Consider the following 12,683-nt stretch of genomic DNA (forward strand, 5'->3'; position numbering starts at 1 on the left):
CTATCGTTGCGGCATCATTTCGTTACGATCCAAGAGAATCCCTGCATGAAGGTGGCTGTCTGGGCGACAGATCGCGTGGTTGGCTGCAAGCACGCAGTGCTTGTCGGTCTGCTCTGGTTGTTGACGGGGGCAGCCGTCGCACAATCGCCAACGCCGACGGGCATGGCCGAGCAACGTGCCCAGTCTGTCACCAAAGTCGTGCTTGGTATTCTCAGCTACGCGCGTTGGCCGGTGGAGCCTGCGCAGTTGCGCCTGTGCATCGTCGGCCCTACCGAATACACCGACGACTTGGTCAAAGGCACTACACAAGCCACTGGCCGGGCGGTCATCGTGCGACGACTGTTGGCGGATAATCCGGCCATCATCAGCGAATGCGATGCGGTTTACATCGGCAAACTCACGGCGGATGAACGCAGTCGCCTGTTTACCTCATTGATTGGCCATCCGGTGCTGAGCATCAGTGAAAGTGACGATCAGTGCACGGTTGGCAGTCTGTTCTGCCTGCGGGTTGGCGACGATCAGGTGTCTTTCGAAGTCAATCTCGACTCCGTTGCCCGCAGCGGTGTGCGCATTCACCCAAGCGTGCTGCAGTTGTCGCGCCGCAAACCGGCGGCGCCATGAAACTGTTCAGTTCCAAAATCCGCCCCACGCTGGGCTCGGTCATCGGTCGCGGGCATTTGATTGTTGCGCTGGTGGCCGTGGCTATGGCCAGTGTCTCGTTGACCCTGCTGGGGGTTCTGGCGCTACGGGTTTACGCCGATCACAACTTGCACCTGATCGCCCGCTCGATCAGTTACACCGTCGAAGCGGCAGTAGTGTTCAACGACAAGTCTGCTGCAACTGAAGCACTGGCGGTGATCGCCTCCACCGAGGAGGTGGCCGATGCCCAAGTGCTCGATGCTAAGGGCCAGTTGCTCGCACGTTGGCAGCGACCGGAAAACGGTCTGTTCTCCGAGCTGGAAATGCAGGTCACCCGCACCCTTCTGGAGAAACCGGTCAGCCTGCCGATCGTGCACCAGGATCGCGAAATCGGGCGCGTCCTGCTCACCGGTCACGGCGGCAGTCTGATGCGCTTTCTGCTCAGCGGTCTGGCGGGAATCATCCTCTGTACTGCGATCAGTGCCTGGGTCGCGCTCTATCTGGCGCGTCGGCAACTGCGCGGCATTACTGGCCCGCTGCGCAGCCTGGCTGCTGTGGCTCACGCTGCTCGCAGCGACCGAGCGCTGGACCGTCGCGTGCCGCCCGCGAAGATCGCCGAACTCGACAACCTCGGCAACGACTTCAACGCCTTGCTCGACGAACTGGAATCCTGGCAAACCCATCTGCAAAATGAAAATGAAACACTTGCCCACCAAGCCAGTCACGACAGCCTGACCGGGCTGCCAAACCGCGCCTTTTTCGAGGGCCGATTGATTCGCGCGCTGCGTAATGCCAGCAAACTCAACGAGCGGGTGGCGGTGCTGTTTCTCGACAGTGATCGGTTCAAAGGCATCAATGATAATTTCGGTCATGCCGCCGGTGACGCGGTGTTGGTGGCGATCGCCAGTCGGGTGCGCGCGCAACTGCGCGAGGAAGATCTGGTGGCGCGATTGGGTGGTGACGAGTTCGCCGTCTTGCTCACACCGCTGCACAAGGTCGAAGACGCCGAACGCATCGCCGACAAGATTCTGGCCAGCATGGACATGCCCATCGTGCTACCGGACGAGTCTAGTGTCATGACGTCGCTCAGTATCGGCATTGCGGTTTACCCCGATCATGGCGCTACGCCGGGTGGCTTGCTCAATGCTGCAGATGCGGCGATGTATCAAGCCAAACGCTTGTCGCGCGGCGCCCAATTCACGGCCGGGTCGGAGCACCCGGTCGATCCCGTGCAATCCAGGAGCTGATGCCCGTGTTCACACTTCCTACTCGATTTTTTTCCGCTTTGCTGTTGATGGCCGCACTGGCCCTGACCGGTTGCCAGACCGCACCGCAAAAAGGCCTGACCCCGGCGCAAGTCACCGTGCTCAAACAACAAGGCTTTGAGCTGACCGACGAGGGCTGGGAGTTCGGCCTGTCCGGCAAAGTGCTGTTTGGCAGCGATGTCGAAAGCCTGAACAACCAGAGCACCGAGATCGTCGAACGTATCGGCAAGGCGTTGTTGGGCGTCGGCATCGAGCGCGTGCGGGTCGATGGCCACACCGATGCCTCGGGCAAGGAAACCTACAATCAGCAACTGTCGCTGCGCCGAGCCAAAAGTGTCGCCAAAGTGCTGGGCACGGTCGGCATGAAGCAAGAGAACATTCAACTGCAAGGTCTGGGCAGCAGCGAACCCGTGGCCTCCAACGACACCCCGGAGGGCCGCACGGAAAACCGCCGAGTGTCGATTGTGGTCAGCGCCGATTAATCGGCGAACTGCATCTCGCGGGTCTGCCCCATCAACAGCCCCTGATTGCGCTCGGTCACCTCACGGATGTAATCCCACAACAGGGTAATCCGCTTGAGCTTCCTCAGGTCCTCGCGGCAGTACATCCAGAACTGCCGGGTGATGTCGATTTCATCTGGCAGCACTGGCAGCAGGTGCGGATCCTGCGCGGCGAGGAAGCACGGCAGAATCGCCAGTGAGCGCCCTTGCTGCGCCGCGACGAATTGCGCGATCACGCTGGTGCTGCGCAAATGTGCGTTGGCGCCGGGCAGCACGTTTGCCAGGTACAGCAGCTCCGAACTGAACGCCAAGTCATCCACGTAACTGATGAATTGATGCTTGCTCAAATCCGCCGGGCGGCGGATCGGTGGGTGTTTGTCGAGGTAGTCCTGGGTCGCGTACAGCTGCAACCGGTAGTCGCAGAGTTTGCAGCACACGTATGGCCCGTGCTCCGGGCGCTCAAGGGCAATGACGATATCGGCCTCGCGCTTGGACAGGCTTATGAAGTGCGGCAGCGGCAGGATGTCCACTGAGATCGCCGGGTAAGCGTCGACGAAGTGGCTTAACTGCGGTGTGATGAAAAAGCTGCCGAACCCTTCGGTGCAGCCCATGCGCACATGCCCGGACAGCGCCACGCCGGAGCCTGACACCTGCTCGCAGGCCATATGCAGCGTGCTTTCGATCGACTCGGCATAACCCAGCAAGCGCTGGCCTTCGGTGGTCAAGACGAAGCCGCTGGTGCGCGACTTTTCGAACAGCAATGTACCCAGCGCCGCTTCCAGCGAACTGATCCGTCGCGACACTGTGGTGTAGTCGACGGCCAGCCGTTTGGCGGCGGTGCTGGCCTTGCGGGTGCGGGCGACTTCGAGGAAAAACTTGAGGTCGTCCCAGTTCAGCGAACCTAGAGAGGTGATGTTTTTTTGCATGATGGACGGGCTTATATGTGCGTTCTTATTAGAAGTTTGCACATCTATACTCCAAAAACAGTCCGACAACCAATTCGTGACACACGCCTCATCTCAAGGCGAACCTTTCGCCTTGGCTCCTACGATAAAAACAAATTTCGGAGACCAGCATGAACGCATCGCTTACGCCCAACGAAACCACGGTCCAGAAGGTCAAGCTGCTGATCAACGGCGAATGGGTCGAGTCGCAGACCACCGAGTGGCACGACATCGTCAACCCGGCGACCCAACAAGTGCTGGCCAAAGTCCCGTTCGCCACTGCCGCTGAAGTCGACGCCGCCGTAAGCGCCGCGCAGCGCGCCTTCCAGACCTGGAAACTGACCCCGATCGGCGCACGCATGCGCATCATGCTCAAGCTGCAAGCGCTGATCCGCGAGCATTCCAAGCGCATCGCCGTGGTGCTGAGCGCCGAGCAGGGCAAAACCATTGCCGACGCCGAGGGCGATATTTTCCGTGGCCTGGAAGTGGTCGAGCACGCTTGCTCCATCGGCAGCCTGCAGATGGGCGAGTTCGCCGAGAACGTCGCGGGCGGCGTTGATACCTACACCCTGCGTCAGCCAATCGGTGTCTGCGCCGGCATCACACCGTTCAACTTCCCGGCGATGATTCCGCTGTGGATGTTCCCGATGGCCATCGCCTGCGGCAACACCTTCGTATTGAAGCCTTCGGAGCAGGATCCGTTGTCGACCATGCTGCTGGTAGAGCTTGCGATTGAGGCCGGTGTTCCGGCTGGCGTGCTCAACGTGGTTCACGGTGGTAAAGATGTGGTGGATGGCCTGTGCACGCACAAGGACATCAAGGCTATTTCGTTCGTCGGTTCGACCGCTGTCGGCACTCATGTCTACGACTTGGCTGGCAAGCACGGCAAACGCGTGCAATCGATGATGGGCGCAAAGAACCACGCCGTGGTTCTGCCGGATGCCAATCGCGAGCAAGCGCTGAACGCCCTGGTCGGTGCCGGTTTCGGTGCTGCCGGGCAACGCTGCATGGCCACTTCGGTGGTGGTGCTGGTCGGTGCGGCGAAACAATGGCTGCCGGATCTGAAAGCGCTGGCGCAGAAACTCAAGGTCAACGCCGGCAGCGAGCCGGGCACTGATGTTGGCCCGGTGATTTCGAAAAAGGCCAAGGCGCGGATTCTCGACCTGATCGAAAGCGGCATCAAGGAAGGCGCCAAGCTTGAGCTGGACGGTCGCGAGATCAGCGTGCCGGGTTACGAGCAAGGCAACTTCGTCGGCCCGACCCTATTCTCCGGGGTGACGACTGACATGCAGATCTACACCCAGGAAATCTTCGGCCCGGTGCTGGTGGTGCTGGAAGTCGACACCCTCGACCAGGCCATTGCGCTGGTCAACGCCAACCCGTTCGGCAACGGCACTGGCCTGTTCACCCAAAGCGGTGCGGCGGCGCGTAAATTCCAGACTGAAATCGACGTCGGTCAGGTCGGCATCAACATCCCTATTCCAGTACCCGTGCCGTTCTTCAGCTTCACCGGTTCCCGTGGTTCGAAACTCGGCGACCTCGGCCCGTACGGCAAGCAAGTGGTGCAGTTCTACACGCAGACCAAAACGGTCACGGCGCGCTGGTTCGATGACGACAGCGTCAACGACGGCGTGAACACCACCATCAACCTGCGCTGAGGAACGTGCCATGAAAATCGCATTTATCGGTCTGGGTAACATGGGCGCGCCGATGGCGCGCAACCTGATCAAGGCCGGCCATTCGCTGAATCTGGTCGACCTGAACAAAACCGTGCTGGCGGAACTGGAGCAACTGGGCGGTACCATCCGCGCTTCGGCCCGCGAGGCTGCCGAGGACGCCGAACTGGTGATTACCATGCTCCCGGCCGCCGTGCATGTGCGCAGCGTCTGGCTCGGTGAGGAGGGTGTCTTGGCCGGTATCGGCAAAGGCGTGCCGGCAGTCGATTGCAGCACCATCGATCCGCAGACCGCTCGCGATGTGGCGGCGGCCGCTGCGAAACAAGGCGTGGCCATGGCCGATGCACCGGTCTCCGGCGGCACGGGTGGTGCGACCGCCGGGACACTGACCTTCATGGTCGGCGCCACCCCGGAGCTGTTCGCTACCCTGCAACCGGTGCTGGCGCAGATGGGCCGCAACATTGTCCATTGTGGCGAAGTCGGCACCGGGCAGATCGCCAAGATCTGCAACAACCTGCTGCTGGCGATTTCGATGGTCGGCGTCAGTGAAGCCATGGCGTTGGGCGATGCACTGGGGATCGACACCTCGGTGCTGGCCGGGATCATCAACAGCTCCACCGGTCGCTGCTGGAGTTCGGAAATGTACAACCCATGGCCGGGCATCGTCGAAACGGCGCCGGCCTCGCGCGGGTATACCGGCGGGTTTGGTGCGGAGTTGATGCTTAAGGATCTGGGCCTGGCCACGGAAGCGGCACGTCAGGCGCATCAACCGGTGGTGCTTGGCGCGGTGGCGCAGCAGTTGTATCAAGCGATGAGCCAGCGTGGGGACGGCGGGAAAGACTTCTCGGCGATCATCAACAGCTATCGCAAGCCGCAGTAATCATTTGTAGAACGGTGGCGAGGCGTCTTGCCACCGTGTCCAACCTTCAGATGCAGTAGGTGTTGCCGGGAAATCACGTCGGGTGATCTCCCGGCTTTTTTGCATCAGGCGAACACGAAATATTTGCGCACGGTCTCGACCACTTCCCACGTGCCTTTCATGCCCGGCTCGACCACAAAGATATCGCCGGCGCGCAGATGAATCGGTGCCATGCCATCCGGCGTGATCACGCAGTAGCCTTCCTGGAAATGGCAGTACTCCCACTTCACGTAATCCACGCGCCACTTGCCCGGGGTGCAAATCCACGTGCCCATGATCTTGCTGCCGTCTTCGCTGGTGTAGGCGTTGAGGTTGACGGTGTGCGGGTCGCCTTCGAGTTTTTCCCATTTGCAGGCGTCGAGTACCGGCAGTGGGTGGGTGTCGCGCAGAACGGTGATAGGGGCGGTCGCGGTCATGAGAACTCCGGGCGGTTGGCTGTGAACTGAAGTCGCACCCTATAGCGCCCGGTCGCGGGTCAGTTGTCTGTGCTCGACATCGAGCTGCTCAGAAACGCGCTGACTGTTATAGCTTTTCCAACGGGCAACTGACCCTGGCCTGTTCGAGGCTGGATTCGAACACTTCAAGTTGCGCGTATTGCCGGGTGAGTTCGCTCAGGGCCGCGCTGATTTCGCGTTTCTTCATTTCGATAGCTTGTCGGGCTCGCTCCCACGGCATCGCCTCACCGTGATGCTCGGCGAAAATCACCTGCAACTCCTTGAGCCGGAAACCCATGTCTTTGGCGCATTTGATGAAGATCAGCAGTTCGACACTCTGTTGATCGTAGAGGCGGTAGTTGCCCTGTCGCCGGGGCGTGGGCAACAGACCAATCGACTCATAGTGACGGATGCTTTTGATGGTGGTGCCGGAGCGTTGCGCGGCTTGGCCGATGTACATAAAAGTCCTTTTTCAGTGTGTAACTGTGCGGCGCATTATCAGCACACTCAGCGACTCGCGATAGCCTGCACCTGTCGCAACCAGGCGTGTCGCTGCTGATCGCTTGAGCCCAGCACCGGGCCGAACGTGAGCGTGCGCAGTGGTTTGATGCCGCAGAAATCAAGGGTGGTTTTGCGTACCTGATGCAGCCCCGGCATGCGATAAAACCAGCGGTAATACCAGGGCGGCGTGTCCATGGTCACCAGCAAATCCGCAGTGCGCCCCTTCAGCAATTTGTCGGGGAAGGCTTTGCCTTTGCGGTATTTGAAGGCGAAACCCGGCAGCAACACCCGATCAAAAAAGCCTTTGAGCAGTGCCGGTATGCCGCCCCACCAAATCGGGTAAACCAGGGTCAGATGTTCGGCCCAGAGGATGTCGGACTGTGCTGCGCGCAAGTCATCTTCCAGCGCCTGAATCTGTTGATAACCCTCGCGCAACACCGGGTCGAAGTTCAGTTCCCCCAGCCGCAACTGGCGCACTTCATGTCCGGCATCGAGTGCCGATTGTGCGTACCCATCGGCGAGTGCGGCGCACAAGCTTGACGTCGAAGGATGGCCGAGAATCAGCAGAATGCGTTTGCCCATGGTCACTGTCCTTGCTGATGAAAAAGCCAAGGATGAAGTCTGCCCCTTAGGGGAGAGTCAAGGCGTGCAGCAGGGCTTTGGCGTAATTGGGCAGGGCGCTGAAATCCCTGGCGCACAACATCAACCTGCGACGCGCCCACAGCTCATCGAGGGCGATGCTTTTGAATGACTGCGGCTTTGCGCGCTCAACGGCGGCCAGCGGCACGATGGCCAACCCGGCGCCACGGGCGACCATGCGGATCACGCCATCGAAACCATCCGCGCGGATGCGGATCTGCATGCGAGTGCCGCTGTGCAGGGCCTGTTCTTCGAGGTAGATCGCCAAGGCGCTGTCGGCGCTCAGTCCTACGAAGTCATGGTGCAGGGTGTCGCTGAAACTGACCTCGGCAGCGTCGGACAAGGGGTGGTCGAGGGGCAGAATCAGCACCAGTGGATCGTCGCGAAACGGCTGGGTCTGTAAGTCGCTGGTGTCCACCGCGTCGGAAACAATCCCGAGATCCGCCGCGCCCTGGCGCAAGGCGTGAGTAATGCGCGCGCTCGGCAACTCTTGCAGATCAATGTCGAGGTTGGGATGACTGCGCAAGAAGTCCGCCAGCACTTCCGGCAGGTATTCGGTGATCGCGGTGGTGTTGCACAACAAACGCACCTGACCTTTGACGCCTTGGGCGTATTCGGCCAAGTCCTGCTGCATGCGTTCGGCCTGTTGCAGGAGGATGCGGGCGTGCTGTGCCAGGGCTTTGCCGGCCGCTGTCGGGGTGACGCCGCGACGGCCGCGCTCCAGGAAATCGGTGCCCAATGAGGCTTCCATGGCGCGTATGCGTGCGCTGGCGGCGGCGAGGGACAGATGGCTGCGGGCGGCGCCGGCGGTGATGTTGCCGGTGTCGAGGATGTGCAGGTAGAGGCGCAGGTCGGTGAGGTCGAAGTGCATGGGTAGCCTCTGGAGTGGTGGTGTCCGGGCTGAGGCCCGAAGCTTCAAAGAAAATGCCAGCCTCTTGTATGGAGAGAGGCAACCTCAGTATATGGCAGATTTTCAACCGCCCTCGACCGGCGCACATTAGCGCCATGAATACACTCGCAGATTTCTACCAAAACCTCGGTCTCGCCCTGTCTGTATTGGTGATCGTCACTTTCGTCCTGGCCGGCCTGGTCAAAGGCGTGATCGGCCTCGGCCTGCCCACCGTCGCCATGGGCCTGCTTGGTCTGGCTATGGCACCGTCACAGGCTGCGGCGTTGCTGATCATTCCGGCCACACTGACCAATCTCTGGCAACTGGCATTCGGCGGTCACTTGAAAGGGCTGATCGAACGCTTGTGGCCCATGCTGTTGATGATCTTCCTCGGTACCGGCGTCGGCACGTTGTGGATCGGCATGGCGGGTGGGCATTGGGTCGGGCGCGGACTCGGCGCGGCGCTGTTGCTATACGCGTTGAGCGGATTATTCCTGCCAACGCTGCACATCAAGCCGCGTCATGAACCGTGGCTCGGCCCGGTCTGCGGTGTCATCACTGGCGTCATCACGTCGGCCACCGGCGTATTTGTCATCCCGGCTGTGCCGTATATGCAGGCGCTCAATTTAAGTCGCGATGAACTGGTGCAGGCGCTCGGTTTGTCCTTCACCGTTTCGACCCTGGCACTGGCCGCCGGACTGCTCTGGCGCGGCGCCCTTGGCGGCGGCGAATTGAGTGCGTCGCTGTTGGCGTTTATCCCGGCGGTGCTTGGTATGTTGCTCGGCCAATGGCTGCGTCAGCGGATTAGCGCCGTGCTGTTCAAGCGCGTGTTCTTTATCGGTCTGGGCATGCTCGGCGCCCATTTGCTGATCAGCGGTTAGCCGATGCTTCGCTGAGCATGTCGATCAGGCGAATATCGAAATCGCGCTCCAGATAGTCCATGCGCTGATCGTAAAACTGCTTCATGTGCGGCAGCGTCGAATGCACATCGAGATGCGCCTGGGATTCCCAGATCTCGTAGAAGATGAACAGCGTCGGATCTTCTTTATCGCGCAGCATGTGGTACTCGAAACAGCCCGGCTCGGCGCGGCTTGGCTCAACGTAGGCACGGAACAGCGCCTCGAAAGCCTCGGCTTTTTCCGGGCGGGTCTTGGCGTGCAGGATGAAACCCAGACGTTCAGTCATCACAAACTCCTCAAATTCTGATGGCTGCGAATGCTACGGCAACAATCCGCAATGGATTCGTGCGTTTTACTCAAATGTATTTTGCGCAACCCTGGCTTATTCCGTGCGAGGCAGATCGTTAATCTGCCGCCATTCAATTTTCCCTTCTCCCTCCAGCCCAATGGCTGCGCCGAGGCTTTCTCATGAAAAAAGTTTTGTTGCTCAATGGCGGTAAAAAATTCGCCCACTCCGACGGTCGCTACAACGCCACCCTGCACGAAGCCGCGCTGAGCGTGCTGGATCGCGGCGGTCTCGACGTCAAGACCACCTTCATCGACGATGGGTATGACGTCGCCGAAGAAGTGGCCAAATTCCTCTGGGCCGACGTGATCATTTATCAGATGCCGGGCTGGTGGATGGGCGCGCCGTGGACCGTGAAAAAGTACCTCGACGAAGTCTTCACCGAAGGCCACGGCAGCCTCTACGCCAGCGATGGCCGCACCCGTTCCGATGCGTCGCAGAAGTACGGCAGCGGCGGCCTGATTCAGGGCAAGCAATACATGCTGTCGCTGACCTGGAACGCGCCGCAGCAAGCCTTCGATGACCCGACCGATTTCTTCGAAGCCAAAGGCGTCGACGCCGTGTACTTCCCGTTTCACAAGGCCAACGAATTTTTAGGCATGACTGCTTTGCCGACGTTCCTCTGTGTAGACGTGATGAAACGCCCGAACATCGAAAACGATGTGGCGCGTTATGAGCAGCACCTGAAAGAGGTGTTCGCTCTCAAGGCTTGAGGTGCTTTCCTCTGGCAAATGGATTTATCTGTGGTGAGGGGATTTATCCCCGATGGGTCGCACAGCGGCCCCGCTCTTGATCCTGATAAAGAAGGGGACTGCTGCGCAGTCCATCGGGGATAAATCCCCTCGCCACAAAGGTGTTCTCTCTCCACAATGAATTTGTGCCGACGATCAATTAAGGGACACCCGTGAAAGCCAGATCCGATGAGTTGCAGATTTTCGTCTGCGTGATCGAATGCGGTTCGATTTCCGCCGCCGCCGAGCAGGTCGGGCAGACGCCATCGGCTGTCAGCCGGACGTTGTCGCGGCTGGAGGCCAAGCTCGACACCACGCTGATCAACCGCACCACGCGGCGTATGGATCTGACCGAGGAGGGCAAGTATTTCTTCGAGCAGGCCAAGCTGATTCTCGATCAGATGGATCAACTCGAAGAACGGCTGTCCTCACGCCAGCAAACCCCGTCCGGACGCCTGCGGATCAACGCCGCGTCGCCGTTCATGCTTCATGCGGTCGTGCCGTATATCGACGAATTCCGCCGGCTCTACCCGGACATCCAGCTCGAACTCAACAGCAATGACCTGATCATTGATCTGCTGGAACAAAGCACCGACGTCGCCATCCGCATCGGCACCCTTGCTGATTCGACGCTGCACGCGCGTTCGCTCGGTTGCAGTCCGCTGCTGATCGTCGCCAGTCCCGCGTATCTGGAAAAACATGGCGCGCCGCAACAAGTGGCGGACTTGAGCGAACACACCTTGCTCGGCTTCACCCAGAACGAAGGCCTCAACCAATGGCCGCTGCGTTACGTGCACGGTGACCGTTGGCCGATCACCCCGGCGATCAGCGCCTCCAGCGGCGAGACGGTGCGGCACCTGGCGTTGGAGGGGCAGGGCATCGCGTGCCTGTCGCACTTCATGACGATTGAGGACATCCGCGCCGGGCGTTTGAAAGTGGTGTTGGCGGAATTCAACAGCGGTTATCGCCAGCCGATCAATGCCGTGTACTACCGAAACTCGCAATTGGCGCTGCGCATTCAGTGCTTCCTCGACTTCATCCAGAGCAAACTCGCCGCCTACGCCAGCGCCGATTTCAAGGGCTGATTCGTGACCTCTGCGCAAGAGTGAATTGGGTGAGGACGGGTTTTTCCACAGGGCTCGTCGGTCGATACTCGTCCCATCACTTATTCACGCAGGGAGTTTCTCCATGAACGTATTTGTTACCGGCGCTGCCGGTTTTATCGGCGGCTCCATCGCCACCGGTCTGGTCCAGGCCGGGCATAACGTCACTGGCTTGGTGCGTAGCACTGAGCAGGCTGATGAACTGAAAGCTCTGGGTATCACTCCGGTGATCGGCACCCTCGACGATAAAACGCTGCTCGCCGAACAGGCCCGCGCCGCCGACGCGGTGATCAACGCCGCCAGCAGCGACCATCGCGGCGCGGTCGAAGCCTTGCTCGACGCCGTGCGCGGTTCCAACAAAGTATTCCTGCACACCAGCGGTTCGAGCATCGTCGGCGATGCGTCGGGCGGTAAGTCCAGCGACGTCATCTACTACGAAGACAACCTGCCGGAACCGACCGTCGACAAAGCCGCCCGCGTGGCGATCGACAACCTGATCCTCGCAGCGGCAAACGACGGCGTGAACTCGGCGGTGATCTGCAACACCCTGATCTACGGCCACAGCCTGGGCGTCAACCGCGACAGCGTGCAGTTGCCGCGCTTGCTCAAACAGGCGCGCAAAAGTGGCGTGGTGCGCCATGTCGGCACCGGCCAGAACATCTGGTCCAACGTACACATCGAAGATGTTGTTGCGCTGTACCTGCTGGCGCTGACCAAAAACGTCCCGGGCACGTTCTACTTCGTTGAAAGCGGCGAAGCGTCGTTCATCGACATGACCACTGCCATGGCGCAAGCGCTGAATCTGGACCAGCCACAAGACTGGCCACTGAAAGACGCCGAAGCCGAATGGGGCTACGAAATGGCCAACTACGGCCTCGGCTCCAACAGCCGTGTACGTGGCAAACATGCCCGCGAATTGCTGGGCTGGGCGCCGAAGCGTACGTCGGTGGTTGAATGGATTCGTAACGAAATGGTGTAAGCCCACCAATTCCACTATTACCACAGTGCCCCTGTAGGAGTGAGCCTGCTCGCGATTGCGGTGTATCAGTCAAACAATTATGTTCTGACACACCGCAATCGCGAGCAGGCTCACTCCTACATTGGTTTTTGTTGCCTGAAAACATGAAAATCCCGCCCCTCGATTTTCATTAATCGCGACACGGCATATCTATTAGCGACACCTCTTACCTCTCCACGA

15 protein-coding genes are annotated in these 12,683 nt (G+C 60.0%); 9 read left to right on the forward strand and 6 right to left on the reverse strand.

What is annotated here, in order from left to right:
- Positions 1–45 precede the first annotated feature (45 nt).
- From yfiR to yfiB, 3 genes are read left to right on the forward strand one after another with little or no spacing between them, the layout of a single operon-like run.
- Positions 46–621 carry a regulatory sequestration protein YfiR gene (gene yfiR, locus ACA043_RS03530; protein WP_187681267.1) on the forward strand — a complete coding sequence of 192 codons (576 nt, stop codon included), beginning with the start codon at positions 46–48 and terminating at the stop codon, positions 619–621.
- Positions 618–1,886, forward strand: coding sequence for a diguanylate cyclase DgcN/YfiN (gene dgcN / locus ACA043_RS03535; protein WP_489881273.1), 1,269 nt, complete (start codon positions 618–620; stop codon positions 1,884–1,886). The genes yfiR and dgcN overlap by 4 nt, the downstream gene beginning before the upstream one ends.
- Positions 1,886–2,386, forward strand: coding sequence for an outer membrane lipoprotein YfiB (yfiB, locus tag ACA043_RS03540; RefSeq protein WP_187681269.1), 501 nt, complete (start codon positions 1,886–1,888; stop codon positions 2,384–2,386). The genes dgcN and yfiB overlap by 1 nt, the downstream gene beginning before the upstream one ends.
- Here yfiB and ACA043_RS03545 read toward each other — a convergent pair.
- Positions 2,383–3,330, reverse strand: coding sequence for a LysR family transcriptional regulator (locus ACA043_RS03545; protein WP_489881307.1), 948 nt, complete (start codon positions 3,328–3,330; stop codon positions 2,383–2,385). The genes yfiB and ACA043_RS03545 overlap by 4 nt on opposite strands.
- Positions 3,331–3,479: 149 nt before the next feature.
- Between ACA043_RS03545 and ACA043_RS03550 the strand changes: the two genes are divergently transcribed.
- Together ACA043_RS03550 and mmsB are read left to right on the forward strand one after the other, a co-directional pair.
- Positions 3,480–5,006 (forward strand): CoA-acylating methylmalonate-semialdehyde dehydrogenase, encoded by a 1,527-nt coding sequence (locus ACA043_RS03550; protein WP_187681271.1) that lies wholly within the window; start codon positions 3,480–3,482, stop codon positions 5,004–5,006.
- A gap of 10 nt (positions 5,007–5,016) precedes the next feature.
- Complete coding sequence (gene mmsB, locus ACA043_RS03555) at positions 5,017–5,904, forward strand: 3-hydroxyisobutyrate dehydrogenase (RefSeq protein WP_187681272.1); 888 nt, start codon at positions 5,017–5,019, stop codon at positions 5,902–5,904.
- A gap of 104 nt (positions 5,905–6,008) precedes the next feature.
- Here mmsB and ACA043_RS03560 read toward each other — a convergent pair whose 3' ends face one another.
- The 4 genes from ACA043_RS03560 to ACA043_RS03575 all read right to left on the reverse strand — a co-directional run bounded on the left by ACA043_RS03560 (position 6,009) and on the right by ACA043_RS03575 (position 8,388).
- Positions 6,009–6,359, reverse strand: a complete 351-nt coding sequence (locus ACA043_RS03560; protein ID WP_016770579.1) for a cupin domain-containing protein — start codon at positions 6,357–6,359, stop codon at positions 6,009–6,011.
- A gap of 106 nt (positions 6,360–6,465) precedes the next feature.
- Positions 6,466–6,837, reverse strand: coding sequence for a MerR family transcriptional regulator (locus ACA043_RS03565; protein ID WP_401270446.1), 372 nt, complete (start codon positions 6,835–6,837; stop codon positions 6,466–6,468).
- A 47-nt stretch (positions 6,838–6,884) separates the two neighbouring features.
- Positions 6,885–7,460: an NAD(P)H-dependent oxidoreductase gene (locus ACA043_RS03570; protein ID WP_401270448.1), complete on the reverse strand. Its 576-nt coding sequence runs from the start codon at positions 7,458–7,460 to the stop codon at positions 6,885–6,887.
- 46 nt (positions 7,461–7,506) lie between these two features.
- Positions 7,507–8,388, reverse strand: a complete 882-nt coding sequence (locus tag ACA043_RS03575) for a LysR family transcriptional regulator (RefSeq protein WP_497658629.1) — start codon at positions 8,386–8,388, stop codon at positions 7,507–7,509.
- Between the two features lie 134 nt (positions 8,389–8,522).
- On the opposite strand from ACA043_RS03575, the gene ACA043_RS03580 reads away from it, so the two are divergent.
- Positions 8,523–9,287: a sulfite exporter TauE/SafE family protein gene (locus tag ACA043_RS03580; protein ID WP_497658630.1), complete on the forward strand. Its 765-nt coding sequence runs from the start codon at positions 8,523–8,525 to the stop codon at positions 9,285–9,287.
- Here ACA043_RS03580 and ACA043_RS03585 read toward each other — a convergent pair.
- Positions 9,277–9,591: a putative quinol monooxygenase gene (locus ACA043_RS03585; RefSeq protein ID WP_497658631.1), complete on the reverse strand. Its 315-nt coding sequence runs from the start codon at positions 9,589–9,591 to the stop codon at positions 9,277–9,279. The two genes, ACA043_RS03580 and ACA043_RS03585, sit on opposite strands and share 11 nt — an antisense overlap.
- A 182-nt stretch (positions 9,592–9,773) precedes the next feature.
- Here ACA043_RS03585 and mdaB point away from each other — a divergent pair, with 182 nt between their 5' ends.
- The 3 genes from mdaB (at position 9,774) to ACA043_RS03600 (ending at position 12,464) form a co-directional block, all read left to right on the forward strand.
- A complete protein-coding gene (gene mdaB / locus ACA043_RS03590; RefSeq protein WP_497658632.1) occupies positions 9,774–10,364 on the forward strand; it encodes an NADPH:quinone oxidoreductase MdaB in 591 nt (196 codons plus the stop codon).
- A 191-nt stretch (positions 10,365–10,555) separates the two neighbouring features.
- On the forward strand, positions 10,556–11,467 hold the full coding sequence (locus ACA043_RS03595; RefSeq protein WP_187676617.1) for a LysR substrate-binding domain-containing protein: 912 nt from the start codon (positions 10,556–10,558) through the stop codon (positions 11,465–11,467).
- A gap of 103 nt (positions 11,468–11,570) precedes the next feature.
- Positions 11,571–12,464: an NAD-dependent epimerase/dehydratase family protein gene (locus tag ACA043_RS03600; RefSeq protein ID WP_497658633.1), complete on the forward strand. Its 894-nt coding sequence runs from the start codon at positions 11,571–11,573 to the stop codon at positions 12,462–12,464.
- Positions 12,465–12,683: the final 219 nt, after the last annotated feature.

It is taken from the genome of Pseudomonas sp. LBUM1648 (assembly GCF_059716145.1).